General features: G+C 70.8%; 17 protein-coding genes and 1 tRNA gene. 4 read left to right on the forward strand and 14 right to left on the reverse strand.

All coding sequences use genetic code 11. The annotated features are described in order from the left end of the window. Positions 1–16: 16 nt before the first annotated feature. The gene (locus ACSQ18_RS09150; protein ID WP_436036902.1) at positions 17–1,504 is read right to left on the reverse strand and encodes an ABC transporter permease; all 1,488 of its coding nucleotides are present in this window, start codon (positions 1,502–1,504) and stop codon (positions 17–19) included. 234 nt (positions 1,505–1,738) lie between these two features. On the opposite strand from ACSQ18_RS09150, the gene ACSQ18_RS09155 reads away from it, so the two are divergent. Both ACSQ18_RS09155 and ACSQ18_RS09160 read left to right on the forward strand, forming a co-directional pair. After that, the gene (locus ACSQ18_RS09155) at positions 1,739–2,473 is read left to right on the forward strand and encodes a response regulator transcription factor (RefSeq protein WP_144808319.1); all 735 of its coding nucleotides are present in this window, start codon (positions 1,739–1,741) and stop codon (positions 2,471–2,473) included. Continuing rightward, a complete protein-coding gene (locus ACSQ18_RS09160) occupies positions 2,473–3,999 on the forward strand; it encodes a sensor histidine kinase (RefSeq protein ID WP_436036904.1) in 1,527 nt (508 codons plus the stop codon). Before ACSQ18_RS09155 ends, ACSQ18_RS09160 begins: the two co-directional genes overlap by 1 nt. A gap of 12 nt (positions 4,000–4,011) precedes the next feature. Here the strand turns inward: ACSQ18_RS09160 and ACSQ18_RS09165 are convergent, their stop codons facing one another. From ACSQ18_RS09165 to ACSQ18_RS09195, 7 genes are all read right to left on the reverse strand, one after another. Then, positions 4,012–5,565, reverse strand: a complete 1,554-nt coding sequence (locus ACSQ18_RS09165; protein ID WP_436036906.1) for an FAD-dependent oxidoreductase — start codon at positions 5,563–5,565, stop codon at positions 4,012–4,014. Then, the gene (locus ACSQ18_RS09170) at positions 5,562–6,467 is read right to left on the reverse strand and encodes an FAD:protein FMN transferase (RefSeq protein WP_436036907.1); all 906 of its coding nucleotides are present in this window, start codon (positions 6,465–6,467) and stop codon (positions 5,562–5,564) included. The genes ACSQ18_RS09165 and ACSQ18_RS09170 overlap by 4 nt, the downstream gene beginning before the upstream one ends. Further along, positions 6,467–6,946 carry an FMN-binding protein gene (locus ACSQ18_RS09175; protein ID WP_144808325.1) on the reverse strand — a complete coding sequence of 160 codons (480 nt, stop codon included), beginning with the start codon at positions 6,944–6,946 and terminating at the stop codon, positions 6,467–6,469. Before ACSQ18_RS09175 ends, ACSQ18_RS09170 begins: the two co-directional genes overlap by 1 nt. Positions 6,947–7,142: 196 nt before the next feature. After that, the gene (locus ACSQ18_RS09180; protein WP_436036908.1) at positions 7,143–9,833 is read right to left on the reverse strand and encodes a cation-translocating P-type ATPase; all 2,691 of its coding nucleotides are present in this window, start codon (positions 9,831–9,833) and stop codon (positions 7,143–7,145) included. A gap of 22 nt (positions 9,834–9,855) precedes the next feature. Next, complete coding sequence (locus tag ACSQ18_RS09185) at positions 9,856–10,887, reverse strand: ribose-phosphate diphosphokinase (protein ID WP_144808329.1); 1,032 nt, start codon at positions 10,885–10,887, stop codon at positions 9,856–9,858. After that, on the reverse strand, positions 10,862–12,334 hold the full coding sequence (gene glmU / locus ACSQ18_RS09190) for a bifunctional UDP-N-acetylglucosamine diphosphorylase/glucosamine-1-phosphate N-acetyltransferase GlmU (protein WP_436036910.1): 1,473 nt from the start codon (positions 12,332–12,334) through the stop codon (positions 10,862–10,864). Before glmU ends, ACSQ18_RS09185 begins: the two co-directional genes overlap by 26 nt. A gap of 1 nt (position 12,335) precedes the next feature. Further along, positions 12,336–12,407, reverse strand: a tRNA-Gln gene (locus ACSQ18_RS09195). Between the two features lie 98 nt (positions 12,408–12,505). Here ACSQ18_RS09195 and ACSQ18_RS09200 point away from each other — a divergent pair. Beyond that, positions 12,506–13,009, forward strand: a complete 504-nt coding sequence (locus tag ACSQ18_RS09200) for a MarR family winged helix-turn-helix transcriptional regulator (protein WP_144808333.1) — start codon at positions 12,506–12,508, stop codon at positions 13,007–13,009. A 9-nt stretch (positions 13,010–13,018) separates the two neighbouring features. Here ACSQ18_RS09200 and ACSQ18_RS09205 read toward each other — a convergent pair whose 3' ends face one another. The 4 genes from ACSQ18_RS09205 to ACSQ18_RS09220 all read right to left on the reverse strand — a co-directional run bounded on the left by ACSQ18_RS09205 (position 13,019) and on the right by ACSQ18_RS09220 (position 18,379). After that, positions 13,019–14,827 carry an ABC-F family ATP-binding cassette domain-containing protein gene (locus ACSQ18_RS09205; RefSeq protein ID WP_436036913.1) on the reverse strand — a complete coding sequence of 603 codons (1,809 nt, stop codon included), beginning with the start codon at positions 14,825–14,827 and terminating at the stop codon, positions 13,019–13,021. 225 nt (positions 14,828–15,052) lie between these two features. Beyond that, positions 15,053–16,375, reverse strand: coding sequence for a GNAT family N-acetyltransferase (locus ACSQ18_RS09210; RefSeq protein WP_436036914.1), 1,323 nt, complete (start codon positions 16,373–16,375; stop codon positions 15,053–15,055). Between the two features lie 13 nt (positions 16,376–16,388). Continuing rightward, positions 16,389–17,324 carry a 4-(cytidine 5'-diphospho)-2-C-methyl-D-erythritol kinase gene (locus ACSQ18_RS09215; RefSeq protein WP_436036916.1) on the reverse strand — a complete coding sequence of 312 codons (936 nt, stop codon included), beginning with the start codon at positions 17,322–17,324 and terminating at the stop codon, positions 16,389–16,391. Beyond that, complete coding sequence (locus ACSQ18_RS09220; RefSeq protein WP_436036918.1) at positions 17,321–18,379, reverse strand: aldo/keto reductase; 1,059 nt, start codon at positions 18,377–18,379, stop codon at positions 17,321–17,323. The genes ACSQ18_RS09215 and ACSQ18_RS09220 overlap by 4 nt, the downstream gene beginning before the upstream one ends. A 118-nt stretch (positions 18,380–18,497) precedes the next feature. On the opposite strand from ACSQ18_RS09220, the gene ACSQ18_RS09225 reads away from it, so the two are divergent. Beyond that, complete coding sequence (locus ACSQ18_RS09225) at positions 18,498–20,123, forward strand: stealth conserved region 3 domain-containing protein (RefSeq protein WP_436036920.1); 1,626 nt, start codon at positions 18,498–18,500, stop codon at positions 20,121–20,123. On the opposite strand, the gene ACSQ18_RS09230 is transcribed toward ACSQ18_RS09225, so the two are convergent. Both ACSQ18_RS09230 and rsmA read right to left on the reverse strand, forming a co-directional pair. After that, entirely contained in the window at positions 20,068–20,991 is a 924-nt protein-coding gene (locus ACSQ18_RS09230; protein WP_436036922.1) for a phosphodiesterase, read from the reverse strand. The two genes, ACSQ18_RS09225 and ACSQ18_RS09230, sit on opposite strands and share 56 nt — an antisense overlap. Before the next feature lie 54 nt (positions 20,992–21,045). After that, on the reverse strand, positions 21,046–21,894 hold the full coding sequence (rsmA, locus tag ACSQ18_RS09235; RefSeq protein ID WP_436036924.1) for a 16S rRNA (adenine(1518)-N(6)/adenine(1519)-N(6))-dimethyltransferase RsmA: 849 nt from the start codon (positions 21,892–21,894) through the stop codon (positions 21,046–21,048). Positions 21,895–21,896 lie beyond the last annotated feature (2 nt).

Here is a 21,896-nt window from a genome sequence, read left to right on the forward strand (position 1 = left end):
GGTCGGGTAGGGCCGGTCAGCCGACGGCACGGAGGGCCTCGGCCGGGCTGAGTCGGGCGGCGCGCCAGCCGCCGAAGGCACCCGCGACGAGGCCGCCGGCGACGGCGAGCAGAAGCGCGAGCAGCACGATCCACACCGACAGCGGAGCGCTGAGGACCACATCCGTGGTGGACTGGGCGAGCTGGGCGCCGAAACCCCCCATGCCGCCGCGTCCGCCACCACCGGGGCCGGTCGTCACGTCGCTCGCCGGAGCGGAGGAGATCGTCGGCGAGATGAGGTTGACGGCGAGCACGCCGGCAAGACCGAGGGCGACGCCGATGACGCCGCCGAGGAGCGCCTGCACGACGGACTCGCCGGCGACCTGCCCGACGACGCGGCCGTTGGACCAGCCGATCGCCTTCAGCGTGCCGATCTCGCGGGTGCGGCGGGAGATGCCGGAGATCGTGAAGAGCACCGCGAGGGCCACGGCGACCGCCAGCACGATGATCGACAGCCACGTGCCGAGGCTCGTGATGAGCGACGAGGCGCTGGCAAGCGACCCCGAGACCGACGAGGCCAGATCGGACTGAGAGCTCACCGTCGCGTCCGGAAGGGCGTCTTCCAGCGCCGCCTGCACCGCACCGATCTGATCGCTCGACGCGGCCTGCACGTACACCGTCGAGACGACGTCGCCGGCGCCGGAGAGGTCCTGCGCGACATCGAGGGGGATGTAGACGTTCGCGGCGGTGTCGGCCTCCGCCGACGTGGACGCGACGACTCCGATCACCTCGAACGCCGTGCCGCCCACGTCGATCGTGTCACCCACGGCGAGCTCCGCGCTGGACGCATACGACGCGTCGAGCACGGCGACGAAGGCACCGGCGTCGGTGTCGGCCAGTGCGCGACCCTCGGTGACCGAGACGGCCGACAGCGGACCCACCGTGGTGTCGGCGGCCTCGACGCCGAGAACACTGAAGGAGTCGACGTTGAACGAGCCGCCGCCGAAGCCGCCGCCCTCTCCACCCTGCCCCGGCATCTGGCCGCCGTCGGCGGCACCGGCATCCGTCCCGGTGTCACCCGAGTCCGTCGGCCGCTGCGGCAGTTCCCCGTCGAACGTCGTGTTGGTGAGGCTGAGCGCGCCCGAAGCAGCCGCGACACCGTCGATCGAGGTCACCGTCTCGAGGGTCGCCGCGTCGATCGTGCCGCGGAGGAAGTCGGTCATCAGCCGCGACTGGCTGAGGCTCGTCGTGCCGTCGTCGTCGGTCGCCCCGTCGTCGTCGCCGAAGTCGAACTGCGGGCCGCCGCGGCCGCCGCCCTCCCCGGGCTCGGTCTGCGCGCCCGACACCGTGAGGTCGGTGCCGACGCCGTACACCGACTCCAGCGCCTGCGCCTGTGCGTCGCGCACGCCCGCCGAGAGCGCGTTCACGATGATGACGAGCGCGATCGCGATGGCCAAGCCCGTCGCGACGATCGCCGTCTGCTTCTTGCGCCCCGAGAGCTCGCGGCGCAGATACGTCCAATACATGGGTCTCCTTCTCGGCGTCGCGCCCGCGGGATGGATTTCCGTGGTCTGGGGCGGTCGCCGGCATCCCGACGCTAGGGACGACGCTTCTGAGAGAGTTCGGGCTGCGTTATGGAGACGCTATGAGCGTCCACCGGCCGCTCATGTCGCGCGGCCCGTCGGTACCGGCCCGTTTTCACAGAGCACGCATAGCTCACCCCATAGGAACCGCATAGCTGCGGGTCCACAATGGATGCCATGACCGCTCCTGCCGCCACTCCCGCTCTGCGCCGCCCCGACGGCTCCCCCCTGCGCGTGCTCGTCGTCGACGACGAGCAGATGCTCACCGACCTGCTGTCGATGGCGCTGCGGATGGAGGGGTGGGACGTGCGCACCGCCGGCTCGGGCTACGACGCCCTCGCGGTCACGCGTGACTTCGACCCCGACGCGCTGGTGCTGGACATCATGATGCCCGACCTCGACGGCATGTCGGTGCTCCAGCGGCTGCGGCACGCGGGCAACGACGTGCCCGTCCTCTTCCTCACGGCGAAGGATGCCGTGGCTGACCGCGTCGCCGGGCTCACGGCGGGCGGCGACGACTACGTCACCAAGCCGTTCAGCCTGGAAGAGGTCGTAGCGCGTCTGCGCGGCCTGATGAGGCGCGCGGGGGCCGCGACGGCAGGCGGCGCCGATCCGATCCTGCGCGTGGGCGATCTGACCCTCAACGAGGACTCCCACGAGGTCGAGCGGGGCGACGCGCAGATCGAGCTGACGGCGACCGAGTTCGAGCTGCTCCGCTTCCTCATGCGCAACCAGCGACGCGTCGTGTCGAAGGCGCAGATCCTCGACCGGGTGTGGAACTACGACTTCGGCGGGCGCTCCAGCGTCGTCGAGCTCTACATCTCCTACCTCCGGAAGAAGATCGACGCCGGGCGCGATCCCCTCATCCACACGGTGAGGGGCGTCGGCTACATGATCAAAGCCCCCCAGTGATGACCTCGGAGACCCACGCACCGGCCGCCGCCGCTCCCCCGATTCGGGCGCGAAGCCGCTGGAGCCTGCAGACCCGCCTGATCGTGGCCGTCGTCTCGCTGGTCGCGCTCATCCTCGTCGCGATCGGCTTCGCGACCGGCACGATCCTCCGCTCGATCATGCTCGAGAACCTCGACGCACAGGTCACCTCGGCGGCCGAGCGTGTGCACCTGAGCCCCACCGGCACCGCCTCCGACGTGCTCAACGAAGGGCGCCAGGAAGTCGGGACGCTCCTCATCCTGAACAACTTCTCGGGCATGACCGGCGCCTACGTCGGCAACGACGACACCGCGATCGCGCTCACCGACGACGAGGTGCGCGACGTGCTGACGAGCATCGGGAACACCGTCGACCGCGAGGGCTGGGGCGACGCGACCGTGGAGGGCGTCGGCGATTACCGCATCCGCGTCCCCGGCGGGCCGTCCAGCGTGCCGTACGCCGTCGGGATGCCGACCTCGGAGCTCGTCTCGACGATCGGCCAGATCCTCACGACCGTCACGCTCCTCACGCTCGGCGGACTCCTCGTGCTCGCCGCGGTGATCGCCGTCGTGATCCAGCAGGCCCTGAAGCCGTTGCGCGTCGTCGCCGACACCGCCGCCCGCGTCGCATCGCAGCCCCTGGCATCCGGTGACGTCAAGATCACCGAGCGAGTGCCCGCGGCGGAGGCCGACGACTCCGACGAGATCGGACGCGTGGGCGCGGCGCTGAACACCCTCCTCGACCACGTCGACTCCTCGCTCGCGGCACGCCAGCGCAACGAGGAGCGCATGCGCGCGTTCGTCGCGGATGCCAGTCACGAACTGCGCACGCCACTGGCGGCCATCCGCGGGTACTCGGAGCTGTCCCTGCGTTCCCTCGGACAGGCCACGCAGCAGCCTCGCACGACCAAGGCGCACCTGGAGGCCGCGGCCCAGCAGTCCGAGCAGGGGCTCGAGCGCATTCAGGCGGCCTCGCTGCGGATGACGACCCTCGTCGAAGACCTCCTGCTCCTGGCGCGGCTCGACGAAGGCAAGGAGCTCGTCTACGGCGCGGTCGACCTCACCCGTATCGCGATCGAGGCGGCCTCCGACGCTCAGGTGGCCGGCGCCGACCACGAATGGGTCGTAGAGGTGGGCGAAGAGCCCGTAGTCGTCGCCGGCGACGGCGCGCGGCTGCACCAGGTGGTGGCGAACCTCCTCACCAACGCGCGGGTGCACACCCCCGCCGGCACCCGCGTCACCGCCTCGGTCGCGCTCGACGAGGGTGAGGCGGTGCTCCGCATCCACGACGACGGCCCGGGCATCGACCCGGCGGTCGCCGACGAGCTCTTCGAGCGGTTCGCCCGCGCCGACTCCTCGCGTGCCCGGCAGACCGGTGGCACCGGCCTCGGGCTGTCGATCGCGAAGGCGATCGTGTCGGCGCACGGCGGGACGATCGCCGTCGACAGCGAGCCCGGGTCGACCACGTTCGAGGTGCGACTGCCCGCTCGACCCGCCGACCCCGCCTGACCCGCGCTCCGCTCAGTAGCCGGAGAAAGCGTCGGTCGTGATCGACCGGGCGCGCTCCAGCGCGGGGGCGAGTTCGGAGATCAGGCCGGGAGGACCGGAGATGTAGGCGTGGCGCTCGGCGATGTCGGGCACCACCTGCAGGAGACCCTCGGCATCCAGGCGCACGCCGCGGGCCCACCGCCATCGCGGGGGAAGGTCGGTGGGCTCGTCGCGCGTGAAGACGATGACGGGCACTCCTGACGCTTCGAGCTCGTCGCGGAACGCGAGCTCCTCGGCACCCGACGCGACGTAGACGAACACGACGTCGCGGTCGTCGGAGGACAGCCGCAGATGCCGCAGCTGCGAGACGAACGGCGTGACGCCGATGCCGGCCGCGACCATGAGCACCGGGCTCGTGGGCTTCGACGGCAGCACGAAATCGCCCCAGACCCCGGTGACGGGCAGCGACTGGCCCGGCTCGACACGCGCGAGCGCCTTCTTGTAGCTCGACTGCGAACCCTCTCGCAGAGCGATCCGCACGGTCGGGAGCTCCTCGGGCGCCGACACGATGCTGAACTCGCGCCGCGTGCCGCGGGCGTCGGCGTGCGCGTGGGCGACTTCGAGCTCGAGGTACTGACCGGCGGAGAAGCGGAACCCGCGCCGCGCGTGGAAGACGAGCTCCCGCACGGTGGGGGTGAGTGCGACGCGCTCCACGAGCGTGAGGCGCACGGCGGAGCGGAACGCGAACACGAAGGCGACGAGGTTCCCGATGAGGAGCGCGCGCTCCTGACCGAGGCTCACGCCGCCGACGTCGATGGGCCAGCCGGCCAGCACGCCGACGATCGCCGCCACGACGAACTGCTGCCAGCGGCGCGGCGGCAGGGTGAGCGGTTCGGAGAGCATGAACACACCGAGGAAGAGGAAGGGCGAGGACCACAGCAGCTGCCAGAAGACCGTTCCGGCGTCGAAAGCCAGCCCCGCCGTCTGGTACTGGCTGGCGGTGCGGAAGAAGGCGACCGCGACCGCGATCACGAGGAACACGAGCACGACGCGCAGCTTCTCGGTGCGGAACAGCACCAGGAACCCGGCGACGATCACCGGCGCCGCGAGATACGGCGAGCCCACCCACCAGGCGGAGGCGCCGAGCTCCGGCACCCACACGCTCAGCACCGTGAGGAACGTCGCCCCGACAGCCGCCGGGTTGAAGATATGGCGTCCCTGCCAGGCGAGCACGTACTTCGACGCGGATGCCACGGCGCCGGCCACCGCGAGACCGACGAGTCCGAGGGGATCGAGAGTGGGGCGCAGCACGAACAGCAGGATCAGCACCGTGATGAGAGTGGACTCCCAGCGCCATGCCTTGCCGAGGAGTCGGTGCGCGAGCGCATCCACCGCGACGCACGCGAGTCCGAGCACCGCCCACGCGGCCAGCAGCTCCCACGGGGTCGGGGCGAGGACGCCGAAGAACGACTCGACGAACGCGATGGCCGCCAGCGCCACGAGGGCCCAGACGACGAGGCGATACATGGAGATCCGGCCGATGAGCGCGAAGACGCGGGTCCAGGCGGCGGTGAGCGATGAGATCACGAGAACAACTCTGCCTTACAGTTCGGGGACCACTCCACGCGGCCATCGGTCGTCATGCGCACCCACGCCACTCCCCACGCATGGGCGAGGGCGGGTCCGCCGTCGAAGAAGAGCGCGCTGGCGATGGCATCCGCCGTCAGCGCGCGCGGCGCGACGGCCCACGTCGCGGCGATCGTCCGCACGGGCTCCCCGGTGCGGGCATCGAGCACGTGATGGAGACCGTCGCCCCACGAGCGCCGGTTGGTCGCCGAGGCGCACAGCGCGGCATCCGACACGTCCCACACGCCGATCGCACGTCGCGCGTCGTAGGGGTGCTCCAGACCGATCCGCTCCGGTGGGTCGTGCGCGCCGCCGCGCACCGCGAGATCGCCGCTCGCGTCGACCACGATGCGACCCGGCATCCGTCCTTCGGCCTCCAGCGCGACCCACCGCTCGACCTCGGCGATCACGACGTCGACGAGGCGTCCCTTGCCGATCGCGCCGACGTCGATCGTCGCGGGCTCGCTCAGCCGCAGGTGGGCATCGTCCCAGTGGAGCTGCTCGCGCCACCGCGAGGGCGCGGGGCGAGCACCCGCGTCGAGGAAGCCGTACCCCGGGTCGTAGCCGCGGAGAGCGAGGGCGTCGCCGATGAGCGGGTTGATCGCCCCCGCTGTGGCGTCCGAGAGGTCCGCGTACGCACCCAGCATCGCGGCCGCGTCAGGCGGCACCGGAACCGCTCCGCCCCGCGTCGCCAGAGAGCGCACGACCGAGTCGTCGCGGAACCGCGACCACGTGCGATCGAAATCGTCGATGAGCGCCGTGACCGCTCGCCGTGCGTCGACCGTCAGCGGTCGTGGAGTCAGGATCTCCCAGGACGTGCCGATGGCGGTGAACTCCCACCGCGCATCGGCTGCGCCGCCCATCAGGCGGCCGCTTCGGCCTTGATCGCGTCGATCGCCTCGTTGAATCCACCGCTGGTGAGCGACGAGCCCGCCACGCGCGAGACGGAGATCTCGTCGATGTCCTTGCCCACGACCTCCGCCTGGATCCCACCGATGAACTGCGACTGGTACTGCTCGGACTCGCGCTTGGTGGGGTTGCCCGTGACCTCGACCGCCGTGACGACATCGTCGGCCAGCGTGACGGTCACGCTGATCGTCTCGACCGATTCGGGCGTCGCGTAGGAGCCCTCGGCGGTGTAGGTGCCGTCCGCGTAGGTCGCAGAACCGGACGAGGCACCGGAGTCGGTTCCGGCCTCGGTGCTGGAGGTGCCGCTGTCGGCGTCACCCGTGGTCGTCGGGCTCGTGGTGCCCGCGCATCCGGCGAGGACGGCGATACCCAGGACGGATGCCGCGGCGGCGCCCATGCGCAGCTGGCGGGGAACGGCGGTGGTGCGGATCATGGTGGTCCTCCTTCTGTCGTGCCCCACCCGTGCTGCGGGGGGCGAGACCAACGCTATCCGCGCCCACCCTGCCGACATCTCGGCGCCGCCTATGCGTTTGCAGTGAGTGCGGGCTCCTCGCCGCGCGCGCAGCGTGTTGTTTCGCGCGCAGCGTGTTGTTTCGCGCGCAGCGTGTTGTCTCGCGCGCGGCACCTCCTCAGCGACGCAGCGCCTTCAGCCCCTCCACGGCGGCGAAGATCACGACGGAGAGCGCGAGCGGAGCCAGCCAGCCGGTGAACGGAAGCGGCTGCGATCCGAACAGTCCGTTCATGAACGGGACGTAGGTGTACAGGAGCTGGAGCAGCAGCAGCGCTCCCGCCGACCACCACACGACCGGATTGCCCCGGAGGACGTCGACGGTGACGCTCGAGCGCCCCAGGAACCGGCAGTTGAAGAGGTAGGCGAGCTGACCGAGCGCGAGCATGGCGACCGCCTGCGTGCGGGCATAGTCCACGTCGCCCGTGGTGGCGGTGCCCCACCAGAAGACGCCGAGCGTCGCCCCGCCGATGAGGAGCGACACGAGGAGGACGAAACCGAGCTCGCGCGCCGAGACGATCGAACCTCCGGGAGCCCGGGGCGAACGCGCCATGATGCCCTTCTCCGCCGGTTCGTAGGCCAGTGCGAGCGACAGCGTGACCGCCGTGACCATGTTGACCCAGAGCACCTGGACGGGGGTGAGCGGCAGGGTGAACCCGAAGACGATCGCGACGAGGATGACGAGCGACTGCGCGCCGTTGGTGGGCAGCAGGAAGACCACCGACTTGCGCAGGTTGTCGTAGATGCGACGGCCCTCTCGGATCGCACTGCGGATCGTCGCGAAGTTGTCGTCCGCCAGGACGATCTCCGCCGCCTCCTTCGTGGCCTCGGTGCCCTTGATCCCCATCGCGATCCCGACGTCGGCACGGGTGAGCGCGGGCGCGTCGTTCACGCCGTCGCCGGTCATCGCCACGACCTCACCGTGGGACTGGAGGGCACGCACGATCCGGATCTTGTGCTCCGGGCTCGTCCGCGCGTAGACGTCGACGTCGCGCACGACCGTCTTCAACTGCTCCTGGCTGAGCGCTTCCAGCTCCGCGCCGGTCAGCACGCGCACGTCGTCGCCGTCGGCGAGGCCCATCTCGCGGCTGATCGCGAGGGCGGTACCCGCGTGGTCGCCGGTGATCATCTTCACGCGGATGCCGGCGTGATGGCAGTCGGCGATGGCCTCGATGGCCTCGGGCCGCGGCGGGTCGAGGATGCCCCACAGGCCGAGGAACTCGAGGTCGGCGAGGTCGTCGATGCCGACCTCGCGCGTACGGGTGGGGGTGCGCGCCGCGGCGAGCACGCGCAATCCCTCGCCGCTCAACTCCATGATCGCCGCTTCCCAGAATGCTCGGTCGACGGGCTCGGCGCCGTCGGCGCCACGCTGCGTGAGCGAGCGCTCGAGGAGGCGGTCGGGAGCCCCCTTGACGAGGATCGCCCGGGCCCCGTCGACGGACTCGTTGAGGGTGGCCATGAACTTGTTCGCCGAGTCGAACGGGACGACGCCGATCCGCTTCGGGCGAGGCTCGGGCCGCGCGCCGCCCTTCATCGCGACGACCTTCAGGGCGCCCTCGGTCGGCTCGCCCACGAGGGTCCATCCGGCCCCGTCGTCGGACGGCACGACGTGCGCGTCGTTGCAGAGGTCGGCGACGGCGAGGAGGGCCCGGACATCCCCGTCGCCCACGGAGCCCGCGGGAGCCGCGGACGTCGACACCCGGCGGATCTCCCCCGCCGGGTCGTAGCCCAGGCCGTCCACCTCGTAGCGCGCGACCGGAGTCACCATCCGCCGCACCGTCATCTCGTTCTTCGTCAGCGTGCCGGTCTTATCGGAGCACACGGTCGTGACGGAACCGAGCGCCTCGACGGCGGGGAGCTTTCGCGTGATGGCGTTCCGGCGTGCCATCTGCTGCACGCCGATCGCCAGGGTGATCGTGACGAGCGCCGGAAGACCTTCCGGGATGGCTGCCACGGCGAATCCGATGGTCGCCGACACGAGATCGCCCAGCGGCATGCGGTGCAGGAAGCGTCCGATGAGCATCATCAGCACGGCCATCCCGAGGATGACGAGAGTGAGCACCTTGCCGAACTGAGCGAGCTGGGTGGTCAGCGGCGTCTGCAGCGAGCCGGCCTCGCCCACCAGCGTCTGGATGCGCCCGATCTCGGTGCGCGCGCCTGTGCCGGTGACGACACCGCGTCCCTGTCCCGCCGAGACGATCGTGCCCGAGAACGCCATCGAGGTGCGGTCGCCGACCCCGGCGTCGTCGGCGACCGGATCGCTCTGCTTCGAGGACGGCACCGATTCGCCGGTGAGCGCTGCCTCCTCGATCCGCAGTTGGAAGGTCTCCAACAGGCGCACGTCGGCGGGCACCTTGTCGCCCGGCGCGAGACGGATGACATCTCCCGGCACGAGGTCGGCGGCGGGGATCGTCGACCACGCGCCGTCGCGCCGCACCTGCGCGTCGGCCGACAGCATCCCGCGGATGCCGGCAAGCGCCTTCTCGGCGCGGCCCTCCTGGAGGAACCCGATCACCGCGTTGATGATGGCGACGGCCATGATGACCCAGAAGTCCAGCCAGTCCGCCATGATCGCCTTGATCGCGGCCGCCGCGAGCAGGATGTAGATGAGCGTGTCGTTGAAATGCCCGAGGAACCGCAGCCACGCGGGGGTGCGGGCGGGCTCGGGAAGGACGTTCGGACCGACCTGCGCGAGCCGCTCGCCGGCGTCGGATGCCGTCAGGCCGCCGGGATCGGTCTGCAACGCCGCCAGGACGGATGCGGTGTCGTGTGAGAACGGGCGCTCGATGTCGAGTGCGGATGCGGCGGCCATGCCGCGATCCTATTCGCGTCCGTCAGGCCGCGCCGTCGAACATGCTCGTGACCGACCCGTCCTCGAAGACCTCCTTGATCGCCCGCGCGAGCAGCGGGGCGATCGGGAGCACCGTGAGCCCCGGGAACCGCTTCTCAGGCGGCAGCGGGATCGTGTCGGTGACGACCACTTCGTCGATCGCGTCGTCCTGCAGGCGCGTGCTGGCCGGGTCGCTGAAGATTGCGTGCGTCGCTGCGACGATGACGCGCTCGGCGCCGTCTTTCTTGAGGGCCTGCGCAGCCTTCACGATCGTCCCGCCGGTGTCGATCATGTCGTCGACGAGAAGGCAGACACGCCCCTCGACGTTGCCGACGATGTCATTGACGGTCACCTGGTTGGCGACGTTGGGGTCACGACGCTTGTGGATGATCGCGAGCGGCGCGTCGAGGCTGTCCGACCAGGTGTCGGCCACACGCACGCGGCCGGTGTCGGGCGAGACGACGGTGAGCTTCGCGCGGTCTTCGGGCGACAGGCTCTTCTCGAAGTAGTCGAGCAGCACGGGCTTGGCGAAGAGGTGATCGACGGGACCGTCGAAGAAGCCCTGGATCTGGGCCGCGTGGAGGTCGACGCTCATGACGCGGTCGGCACCGGCCGTCTTGAGCAGGTCGGCGACGAGACGCGCACTGATGGGCTCGCGCCCACGGCCCTTCTTGTCCTGCCGGGAATACGGGTAGTACGGGGCGACGACGGAGATGCGCTTCGCAGATGCGCGCTTGGCGGCATCCAGCATGATGAGCAGTTCCATGAGCCACTCGTTGACCGGCGGGCCGAACGACTGGATGAGGAAGATGTCGCATCCGCGGATGGACACCTCGAAGCGCGTGAGGATCTCGCCGGAGGCGAAGGTGCGGTGCTCGGTCGGCACGAGGCTCGACCCCAGCTCCGCGGCCACCTGCTGCGCGAGTTCGGGGTGGGAGCTGCCCGCCGCCACGACGAGACGCTTCTTCGTCTTCACGACGAGGCCGGGGGCGATGTCGTCCCTCTCGGGATCAGTCGCCTTGTTCTTGCGCGCCATCGTCCGCTTTCTGTGCGGACCGCGCACGTGCGGCGGCTGCGGCCGCTTCCGTGCCCGGTCGGTGATTCTCGACCCACCCCTCGACGTTGCGCTGAGGGGTCACGCTGAGAGCGAGCGCACCGGGGGGGACGTCCTTTCGGATGACCGCTCCGGCGCCCGTCTTGGCGCCATCTCCGATCCTAACGGGCGCGACGAACACGTTGTGCGAGCCGGAGTGCACCTCGTCGCCGATCTCGGTGCGGTGCTTGGCGATGTCGTCGTAGTTCGCGGTGATCGCGCCGGCGCCGAGGTTCACGCCGCGGCCGATCGTCGTGTCGCCGATGTAGGACAGATGCGGCACCTTGCTGCCCTCGCCTATCGTGGAGTTCTTCGTCTCGACGAAGGTGCCGATCTTCCCGCGGGCGGCCAGCTGCGTGCCCGGACGCAGGTAGGCGAACGGTCCGACGGTCGCGCCCGCGCCGATGACGGCGAGCGTGGCATCCGTCCGGCGGACGACCGCGCCCTCGCCGACCTCGCAGTCCTCGAGGGTCGTGTCGGGGCCGACGATCGCGCCGGTCTCGACCGTCGTCGCGCGCAGGATGTGGGTGTTGGGCAGCACGGTCACGTCGGGGGCGAGCGTGGCGGTCACATCGATCCACGTGGTCGCCGGGTCTTGGATCGTCACCCCGGCCAGCTGCCACCGCCGCACGGTGCGGGCGTTGAGGAGCCGGCCCGCCTCCGCGAGCTGGGCACGGTCGTTGACGCCGAGGGTGACGGACACGTCGGCTACGACGGATGCCGCAACGGCGCGGTCGTCGGCGCGCAGGAGTCCGATGACGTCGGTGAGGTACTTCTCCCCTTGCGCGTTGTCCGTGCGGAGGAGCGGGAGGCGGGTGCGCAGCTCCCGCGCGGCGAAGACGTACACGCCCGCGTTGATCTCACGGACGGCGGCCTCGTCGTCGGTCGCGTCCTTCTGCTCCACGATGCGCGCGACGCCGCCGTCGGCGTCGCGCAGCACCCGGCCGTAGCCGGTGGGCTCGTCGACGACCGCACTCAGCAGCGTCGCTGCGGACGCCGCAGCGCGGTGGGCGCCCACGACGGCAGCGAGGGTGTCGGCATCCAGCAGGGGCACGTCGCCGCTCAGCACGAGCACGTCGCCGTCGAAGTCGGGCAGTGCGGACAGGGCGATCTCGACCGCGCGCCCCGTGCCGGCGACCTCGTCCTGGTCGACGACGACGACTTCGGGCGAGACCCCGAGAACGGCCTCGGCGACCTGGTCGCGCTCGTGACGCACGACCACCACGACGTGCGCGGGAGCCAGGTCACGGGCCGTGTCGAGCACGTGCCCGACCAGGGGCCGCCCGCCGATGCGGTGGAGCACCTTCGGGAGCGCGGAGCGCATGCGGGTACCCTGCCCCGCCGCGAGAATGACCACGGCCAGCGAGGGGTCGAGAGTGTTCTCCGTCATGCTCCGCCGCCAGGACTCGAACCTAGACCTCACAGCTCCAAAGGCTGTCGTGCTGCCATTACACCACGGCGGACCGCGGACCGCAGGGCGGGGCCGCACCGTCCAGTCTGCCACGGGCGGCGCCATCCCCCGGTTCGCGCGGGCGATGCCTCGACCCGGGATAATGGCGGAGTGACCGCCGAACACGATGAGGTCGACCGGATCGTCGACGCGTGGACGACGCAGCGACCCGACCTCGATTTCTCGCCCCTCGAAGTGCTCTCGCGCGTCGACCGTCTCTCGCGCCACCTCGACCGCGCGCGCCGTGAGGCGTTCCGTCGAAGCGAGCTCGAGCCGTGGGAGTGGGACGTGCTGTCGGCGCTGCGCCGGGCAGGCGAGCCCTACCAGCTGAGCCCGAAGCAGCTGCTCCAGCAGACACTGGTCTCCAGCGGCACCATGACCAATCGCATCGACCGTCTCGTCGGCCGCCGACTCGTCCGCCGCGAGGCCGACCCGGCCGACGGGCGCAGCGTCCTCGTGACGCTCACCGAAGACGGGCGCACGCGCGTCGATGCCGCCATCACGCGACTCGTGGATGCCGAAGCCGTACTCCTCGCGGTGCTCTCGCGCACCGATCGCGACCGGCTCGCCGCACTCCTTCGCAAACTCAGCCTCGGTTTCGACACGTCGCGCTGACGCGGCCTCTCAGGCTTCGAGCGACTCCGACAGTTCGAGCCAGCGTTCTTCGAGCGCGGCGATCTCGGCATCCATCTCGCCGATCTTGCGCATCTTCTCCCCGAGACCGACGTAATCGGACTGGTCGTGATCGGCGAGCGCGGTGCGGTCGGCATCCACCTGCGCCGTGAGCTTCGAGAGCCGGCGCTCCGTGGCCTGCAGCTCCTTCTGCGCCGCGCGACGGTCGGCGCCCGCGAGCGACGACGCGGCAGGGGTAGATGCCGGCGCGGCGGGCGAAGACGATGCCGGTCGGCCGGTCGCCTGCTGCGCGCGCCGCAGACGCAGGTACTCGTCGACGCCGCCCGGGAGATGACGCAGATGCCCGTTCATGACGGCGTACTGCTGATCGGTCACCCGCTCCATGAAGTAGCGGTCGTGGCTGACGACGAGGAGCGTGCCCGCCCAGGCATCCAGCAGTTCCTCGATCGCGGCCAGCATGTCGGTGTCGAGGTCATTGGTCGGCTCGTCGAGGATCAGCACGTTGGGCTGGTCGAGCAGGATCAGCAGGAGTTGAAGACGCCGCTTCTGGCCGCCGGAGAGGTCTTTCACGGGCGTCGACAGCTGCGCCGACGAGAACCCCATGCGCTCCAGGAGCTGACCGGGCGTGAGTTCCTGCGCCTTGGAGCCCGTGCCGAACTCGTATGTCGTCCGCAGGCGACCGACGACGACGCGCACCGGTTCGTCCAGATGCGGGTCGAGCTCGTCCATCCGCTGCGTGAGGGTCGCGACCCGCACCGTCTTCCCGCGCTTGACCCGCCCGCTGGTCGGCTCGACGGTGCCGGCCACGAGACCGAGCAGCGTCGACTTCCCGGCACCGTTCACGCCCAGGATGCCGGTGCGCTCCCCCGGCGCGATCCGCCACTCCACGTCGCTGAGCACGGGGCGATCGTCGTAGACGACGCCGGCATCCAGGAGGTCGACGACGTCCTTCCCGAGTCGGGCGACGGCGAGCGACTGCAGCGATACGCGGTCGCGGAGCTCCGGCACATCCGCGATCAGCTCGTTGGCCGCGTCGATGCGGAACTTCGGCTTGGAGGTGCGCGCCGGCGCACCGCGGCGCAGCCACGCGAGCTCCTTGCGGGCGAGGTTCTGACGGCGGGCCTCGATGGAGGCCGCCTGCCGGTCGCGTTCGACGCGCTGCAGGATGTACGCCGCGTACCCGCCGTCGAACGGTTCGACGATCCGGTCGTGCACCTCCCACGTGCGCGTGCAGACCTCGTCGAGGAACCACCGGTCGTGGGTCACGACGAGGAGCGCCCCCGAGCTGGGCGACCAGCGTCGCTTCAGGTGCTCGGCGAGCCAGGCGACCGCCTCGACGTCGAGGTGGTTGGTGGGCTCGTCGAGGGCGAGCACGTCCCAGTCGCCCGCGAGGAGGCGCGCGAGGGCGACGCGGCGGCGCTGCCCTCCCGAGAGTGCGCCCAGCGCGCCGTTCCAGTCGAGGTCGCCGACGAGTCCGGCGATGACATCGCGCACGGCCGCGTCGCCGGCCCATTCGTGCTCCGGCCGGTCGCCCACGATCGCCCCGCCGACGGTCTCCTCGTCGGACAGCACGTCGGCCTGATCGAGCATGCCGATGCGCACCCCTCCGCGCACCGTCACGCGACCGGCATCCGGCTCCCGCTTCCCGGCGAGCATCGACATGAGGCTCGACTTGCCGTCGCCGTTGCGCCCCACGATGCCGATGCGGTCCCCCTCGTCGACGCCGAGAGAGACGCCGTCGAAGACGACCTTCGTGGGGTATTCCAGGTGCAGGCCTTCGGCCCCGAGCAGATGTGCCATGTCGTCATCCAGGCTAGGCGCTCGCGGCGGTGCGCTCGTACGCGCCGGGCGCGGCGCGGCGCGGGGTGCCAGCGGGGGCCGTCGGCGCGCGCGTCGTTTCGGAGGAGATCCGCGTATCGGAGGGCGAATCGAGCGGATGCCACCTCCGCTGTGCAGATGTCCTCCGCTCCGCGGCCGCCGCGCGTGGCCCAAGCCTCGCCCGCGCCACCAGGGATGCCCCGGAGGTCAGTACCAGAAGCTGAGCCGCGGCGTCACAGTGCCGGCGAACAGGCGCGCGAGGCGGCCCGGGTCGTCGGTGCGGATGCGACCCGCGGCCGCGAGCGTCGCCGCGGACACCCCGCCGAGGAGGATCGCCGACAGCTCCGCGACGCCCAATGCGACGCGCAGTGCGGCACTCAGGTCCGCGTCGTCGACGTCTCCGCGCTCGACCTCGGCCGCACCGTCGGGGCCCGTGCGCAAGACATACGGTCCCGCCGCGATCCCGAGCGGATCGGACACCTCCAGCACGACCGCGTCGCTGACGTCCCATCGGCGCGCCGTCAGCGCGGCGACGGGATCGAGGATGCGCACGTACTGGTGGTCGCGCACCGTGATCTTCGCGGCGCGCTGGTCGGCCAGCATCCACCACAGCGGCTCGTCGGTCGACAGCTCCCCCGCCCGCACCGTGCCGATGAGGTCCATCGACAGCAGGAACCGCCAGAGCGCCGCATAGGCGGCATCCGTCGCACTGAGAAGGAGCTGCACGTCGACCCGGGATGCCGCGAAGTCGTCGTGGTTCTCCGTCACGCGATAGAGGGCCAGGCCGTCGACCGAACCGTCGGGCGAGCGGAACTGCACGGCGCGCAGTTCCTCGGCCTTCTCGGCATCGTGCCGCGTGCCGAAGAACCGGTCCCAGTGTCCGCCGGGCATGTCGATCTCGCCGGGCGACGCCGTGCGCGTGCGCTCGTGGAGCACCGGGGCGAGCTCTCTCGCCTGGTCGCGCGAGACGAAGTCGATGCGGCCCTCGGGTTCGGGCCCCACCCAGCCCGCGCGGCGGGCGTCGATCTCCCACTCCGCCGCTGCCGCCGCCGGTGCGAACCCGTAGCGGCCGTAGATGCTCGACTCGCTCACCGTCAGCGAGGCGACGGGGAATCCGAGAGCGGCCGCCGTGCGCAGCTCGCCCGACATCATGTGCCGCAGAAGTCCGCGGCGACGATGCGTGGGGGCGACCGTGACCGAGCTGATCGCGCACGTCGCCACTTCGCCGCCGGGCACCGTCAGACGGGCACCCCACGACGCGAAGGTCGCCACCGGCACCTCCGGCAGAGGGGCGCCGGCATCGTAGACGCCGAGCTTGCGACGATAGGCGCCGAGATCGAAGAAGGCCTGCCATTGCGTCTCGTTGCGCTCACTGCCGAGGAATCCGCGGACGACGGCATCGAGCCAGCGGTCGACCTCGGGTCGTGACGCATCGTCGATGCGGCGGAGGCCGAGTCCCTGCGCCGCGACACCGTCGAGGGATGCCGCATCGATCGGGGCGTCGTGGAAGGTCTGATCGAGTTCGGTCATGGCGAGTCTCCGCTCAGTCGATCGTGAGGATGCGCGCACCGGCGACGGGACCGTGCACGGCGACGGCCGCGTGTCCGGCATCGGAGAGGTCTCGCGCGAGGGCGGCGGCGCCGCGCTCATCGGATGCCAGGAAGGCGACGGTGGGTCCCGACCCCGACACGATCCCCGCGAGCGCACCGCGACCGACGCCCTCCTCGATCAGCTCGCCCAGCTCGGGACGCCGCTGGACGGCGACCGGTTGCAGGTCGTTGCGCATCGCGGCGGCGAGCGCGGCGGCATCTCCGCCACGGAGCGCCTGGAGCACGGCGGGATCGACGGCGGGGACCCCGCGGGAGGGCGAGATGTCGGTGCGAGCGCGCAGCGCGTCGAGGCCCGCGTACGCCTCCGGCGTCGACAGCCCTTCGACGTGCGTCACGAACACCCAGTCGAAGCGGCCGCGCACGAGTGCCGGCGCGAGCTCGTCACCGCGTCCCGTGCCCACGGCGGTGCCCCCGCGCAGCGCGAACGGCACGTCGGCGCCCAACTGCGCTCCGAGAGCGTGCAGCTCGGCTGACGACAGCCGCCCGTCGAGCAGCTCGTTCACCGCGACGAGCGCCGCCGCGGCATCCGCCGAGCCGCCGCCCATGCCCCCGGCGACCGGAACACTCTTGTGCACGTCGAGGCGCACGCCGTACTCCCACCCGACCTCGCGCGCGACGAGCCGGGCAGCGCGGACGGCGAGATTGCGGTCATCCAGCGGCACCCCGCTCACGTCGACGTCGCCCGTCACGGAGATCGAGAACTCGTCGTCGGTCGTCGCCGAGAGGTCTTCGTACATCGAGACGGCCTGGTACACCGACGCAACGTCGTGGTAGCCGTCGGACTGCACGTCGCCGACCTCGAAGAAGATGTTCACCTTGCCGGGCGCGCGCACGTGCACCCGGCGCTCGGGCTGTCGACTGAGGCTCACGCGGTCGGCGCCCACAGCTGATCGATGCCGGCGGCGATCACGTCGATCTGCTCGAGCTCCTCGGTGTCGAACGCCGGGCCGGACAGGGCGGCGAGGTTCTCGTCGAGCTGCTCGGGGCGGGACGCGCCGATGAGCGCCGACGTGACGACACCGTCGCGCAGCACCCACTGCAGGGCGAGCTGGGCAAGCGTCTGACCGCGTTCCCGCGCGATGACGTCGAGCGACCTCAGGCCCGACAGCGCGCTGTCGGACAAGGTCGAACCGGGGAGCGACGACCGTTGCTGGGAACGCTCCGACGTGCCGTCGCCGAGGTAGCGGTTCGTGAGAAGACCCTGCGCGAGCGGAACGAAGGCGATCGCCCCCATCCCCTCCTGACGGAGAACCCCCGTCAAGCCGTCTTCGATCCAGCGATCGAGGATCGAGTAGGACGGCTGGTGGATCACGAGGGGCGTCCCGAGCGAGCGGGCGATCGCGGCGGCCTCGGCGGTCTGCGTGGCGCTGTAGGACGAGATGCCGACATAGAGCGCCTTGCCCTGGCGCACGAGGGTGTCGAGCGCCCCGATCGTCTCCTCGAGAGGCGTGACGGGATCGAACCGATGCGAGTAGAAGATGTCGACGTAGTCGATGCTCATCCGCGTGAGCGACTGCTCGGCGCTGGCCAGCAGGTACTTCCGCGACCCCCACTGCCCGTAGGGCCCCTGCCACATGTCGTAGCCGGCCTTGGAGGAGATGATGAGCTCGTCGCGGTACCGGCCGAAGTCCTCACGCATCATGCGGCCGAAGTTGGTCTCGGCGGAGCCGTACGGCGGGCCGTAGTTGTTCGCGAGATCGAAGTGCGTGATGCCCCGGTCGAACGCATGGCGCAGCAGCGCTCGCTGGCCGTCGAAGGGGTAGTTGTCGCCGAAGTTCCACCACAGTCCGAGGGAGACGGGCGGGAGGTACAGCCCGCTCGCGCCGACCTGACGGTACTCGGTAGAGGTGTAGCGGTCGTCGGCGGCGGTGTAGGGACGGTGCAGGTCTCCGCCGCGGGACGGCGGGAAGCGGTTCTCGGTCACTCCCCCAGGCTAGCGACCCGTTCTGACGCCGACCACGGGTGGGCACGAAACGTCGATGTCACATGTTCCGTCTACGTTGAGGAGGGTTCGCATCGTCGATGCGGCCAGAGAGGAGCACATGACGGCTCTGCAGGCACTGCCTTCCCACCCCCACCCCTGGTCGGGACTGCTCACCAGGGGCGACGTCGTCTTCGACGACGGCGTGTTCCGGCTCCGGCACGACGACACGACGCCCGGTCAGGCCCTCGAGGCCGATCTGCTCCTGGTCGCCGACGCCCTGGATGCCGCGGGGATCGCGGTGACCTTGATCCGTCACGGCTCCGCCGCCCCCGCCCTCGTGGTCGACGCCGCCCAGCGCGATGCGGTGCTCGGCGTGCTCCGCGCCCTGGGCGAGCGCGAGCCGCTCTACGCAAAGTCTGCGGGGGCGCCGGTGGGCCTGGCCGCCGACCTGGAGCCGTCGACGGAGGCGGCATCCGTGGGCGCCCGATCGATCCGGCTGTATCGGCCGCGCATCAGCGCGACGGGTTCGCTGCGCTACGACAAGGACTGCAGCTTCGCGCTCGAGTTCTGGCGGCGAGACGGCGACGTGATCCACGCCCCCCGCGCGAACGCGCTCACCCGCCGCGTGTTCCCGGCCAGCGACCTGCGACCGGCGACGAAGCACCGCTACGGACGGTCATGGGCGACGCTCGAGGGCATGTTCGACCCGCAGCCCGACGAGGTCGTCGACGAGATCGATCTCGTCTTCTCGTGGGTCGACGGTTCGTCCAGCGAGTTCCAGCGCCAGCGTGCCGCGCAGATGGAGGGGTACGTCGTCGGCGAAGGCGACGAGAGCGCCGCGCGGTACCGCCACGTCGACGAGCTGCGGTACGCGCTGCGCAGCGTGCACATGTACGCCCCGTGGGTGCGACGCATCTTCATCGCTACCGACTCGCCGCGCCCGTCGTGGCTGGCCGACGACCCCCGGGTCACGCTCGTGCGCAGCGAGGACTTCTTCGCCGACACCTCCGTGCTGCCGACCCACAACTCGCACGCGGTCGAGGCGCAACTGCATCGCATCGACGGGCTCGCCGAGCGGTTCCTCTACTCCAACGACGACATGTTCTTCGCTCGCCCCGTTCGCCCCGAGCTGTTCTTTACCTCCGGAGGGGTGTCGAAGTTCGTCGAGTGTCCGATCCGCATCGGCACGGGAGATCCCCTCCCGCACCGCAGCGGCCACGACAACGCGCTGCGCGTCAACCGGGCACTCCTGCGCGAACGCTTCGGCCGCACCATCCTTCGCGACCTCGAGCACTGCGCGACACCGTTGCGACGCAGTGTGCTCACCGAACTCGAGCGCGAGTTCCCCGACGACTTCGCCCGCACCGCGGCATCCCGCTTCCGCTCGGCCACCGACATCTCCGTCACCAACAGCCTGTACCACTACTACGCGCTCATGACGGGGCGTGCGGTCGTGTCGACGGAGGCCCGCGTGCGGTACGTGCAGTCGACCCTCGCGTCGTCGCTGCGCCAGATGCGGCGGCTCGAGAAGCGGCGAGACGTCGACATGTTCTGCCTCAACGACGGCGGATCGTCCGAGGTTCCCGAAGACGTGCGCATCCGGACGGTGCGCGACACCCTCGAGCGGATGTTCCCCGTGCGCGGGCCGTGGGAGCTGCCCGAAGTGGGCGTCGAGTCCGACGCCGACGTCAGTGGAGGACGGGCACCGGGCGAGTCGGCGGAGCGGATCGGCGCGTCACACTGACACCCGTCACTCCGGCCTCGGCGAGCAGCTCGCGCGCACGCCCGGGGTCGGTGTACTCGACGGGAATCGGCACGTCGACCGGAACGACGGCGTGGACGATCGTGTCGTCGTACACGTGCACGAGGTTGAACGCCTGAGCGCCGTCCTGCGGGCGGGTGCCGCCCACCGGCACGGTGAGGTCTTGCGCGTAGCACGTGGACGAGGCGACCGACACGGGGATGCCGGCGAACGTCGCGAACGTCGAGTAATGGAGATGGCCGGCGATGATCGCGCGCACGTCGGTGCCCCGCACGACGTCGGCGAGGCGCCGCTGGTCGCGCAGTTCGACGCTGGCCGCGAGCGCCAGGACACTCGGCACCGGCGGGTGGTGCATGGCGAGGATGGTGCCCAGCGGTGCGGGCGTCGCGAGCACCCGCGCGAGCCAGGCGAGCTGATCGTCGGTGACTTCGCCGTAGTGGTGACCGGGCACCGAGGTGTCGAGCGTGACGATGCGAAGACCGTCGAACTCGTCGACCCGGTCGACGGGGCGCCGGTCGTCGGTCCGCTCGTCCCACAGCTCCGCTCGGAAGGCGGCGCGCTCGTCGTGGTTGCCCATGACCCAGACGACCTCTGCGCCCAAGCGGTGCGCGAACGGCTCCACCAGGGCGCGCAGATCGGCGTAGGCACGTCGCTCCCCCAGATCCACCAGATCGCCGGTGAAGACAATCACGTCGGGACGCACCCCCGACGCCTCGATCCCGTCGAGGGCGCGAGACAGCCGTTCCCGGCCGTCGATCGCATCGAACAGGAGAGGTGCGCCGGCGCGCAGATGCGTGTCGCTGACGTGGAGGAGAACCCGTTCGGGAGCCGGATGCTCTGCGGTAGGCATACGCCGAATGTTACCGGCATGTTTCGTAGCCGCGCGGGGAACGCGCGCGGAACGTCACATGACCTGAGCGCGTGCGATCGCGACGAAGTCCTCGATCGCGAGCTCTTCCCCGCGGGCGGTCGGAGCCACCCCGGCAGCCTCGAGCGCCGCGGAGGCTGACGCGGCGTTGCCGCCCAGCACACCCGACAGCGCCTGGCGGAGCATCTTGCGGCGCTGCTGGAACGCGGCATCCACGATGCGGAAGGTAAGGCGACGCTCGTCTTCCGAGCCGCGCGCCTCGGGGTCGCGGTCGAAGGCGACCAGCACGCTGTCGACCCCCGGCACGGGCCAGAACACCTGCCGCGAGACGGTTCCGGCCAGCCGCCACGACCCGTACCAGGCCGCTTTCACGCTCGGCGCGCCGTACACCTTGGAGCCGGGCGGAGCGGCGAGCCGTTCGCCCACCTCCGCCTGCACCATCACGACACCGCGACGGATGCCGGGGAAGGTCTCCATGAAGTGGAGGAGCACCGGAACGCTGACGTTGTACGGCAGGTTCGCGACGAGGACGTCGGGGTCGCCGGGAAGCTCGGTCACCCGCAGCGCATCGGCCGCGAGCACGTGGAGGGCGCCGTCGGGCACACCGTGCGCGGCGGCCGTGCGCGGAAGTCGCTCGGCGAGGCGGTGATCGATCTCAACGGCGGTCACGGGCGCACCGGTCTCGAGGATCGCGAGGGTGAGCGATCCGAGCCCGGGACCGACCTCGACCACGTGGTCGTCGGCGGTGACACGGGCGACGTGCACGATCTTGCGGACCGTGTTGGCATCCACGACGAAGTTCTGCCCGAGCTTCTTGGTCGGGGTGACGTCCAGGTCGGCGGCGAGCGCGCGGATCTCGGCGGCCCCGAGCAGTGTGACGGCCATCC

It is taken from the genome of Microbacterium sp. LjRoot45 (genome assembly GCF_964253325.1).
Classification (GTDB): Bacteria; Actinomycetota; Actinomycetes; order Actinomycetales; family Microbacteriaceae; genus Microbacterium.

Excerpts from the sequence above, each read along its gene's own strand:
- ACSQ18_RS09150 (WP_436036902.1), bottom strand. The coding sequence starts at position 1,504 with ATGTATTGGACGTATCTGCGCCGCGAGCTCTCGGGGCGCAAGAAGCAG.
- ACSQ18_RS09155 (WP_144808319.1), top strand. The coding sequence starts at position 1,739 with ATGACCGCTCCTGCCGCCACTCCCGCTCTGCGCCGCCCCGACGGCTCC.
- ACSQ18_RS09160 (WP_436036904.1), top strand. The coding sequence starts at position 2,473 with ATGACCTCGGAGACCCACGCACCGGCCGCCGCCGCTCCCCCGATTCGG.
- ACSQ18_RS09170 (WP_436036907.1), bottom strand. The coding sequence starts at position 6,467 with ATGGGCGGCGCAGCCGATGCGCGGTGGGAGTTCACCGCCATCGGCACG.
- ACSQ18_RS09175 (WP_144808325.1), bottom strand. The coding sequence starts at position 6,946 with ATGATCCGCACCACCGCCGTTCCCCGCCAGCTGCGCATGGGCGCCGCC.
- ACSQ18_RS09180 (WP_436036908.1), bottom strand. The coding sequence starts at position 9,833 with ATGGCCGCCGCATCCGCACTCGACATCGAGCGCCCGTTCTCACACGAC.
- ACSQ18_RS09185 (WP_144808329.1), bottom strand. The coding sequence starts at position 10,887 with ATGGCGCGCAAGAACAAGGCGACTGATCCCGAGAGGGACGACATCGCC.
- glmU (WP_436036910.1), bottom strand. The coding sequence starts at position 12,334 with ATGACGGAGAACACTCTCGACCCCTCGCTGGCCGTGGTCATTCTCGCG.
- ACSQ18_RS09205 (WP_436036913.1), bottom strand. The coding sequence starts at position 14,827 with ATGGCACATCTGCTCGGGGCCGAAGGCCTGCACCTGGAATACCCCACG.
- ACSQ18_RS09210 (WP_436036914.1), bottom strand. The coding sequence starts at position 16,375 with ATGACCGAACTCGATCAGACCTTCCACGACGCCCCGATCGATGCGGCA.
- ACSQ18_RS09225 (WP_436036920.1), top strand. The coding sequence starts at position 18,498 with ATGACGGCTCTGCAGGCACTGCCTTCCCACCCCCACCCCTGGTCGGGA.
- ACSQ18_RS09230 (WP_436036922.1), bottom strand. The coding sequence starts at position 20,991 with ATGCCTACCGCAGAGCATCCGGCTCCCGAACGGGTTCTCCTCCACGTC.
- rsmA (WP_436036924.1), bottom strand. The coding sequence starts at position 21,894 with ATGGCCGTCACACTGCTCGGGGCCGCCGAGATCCGCGCGCTCGCCGCC.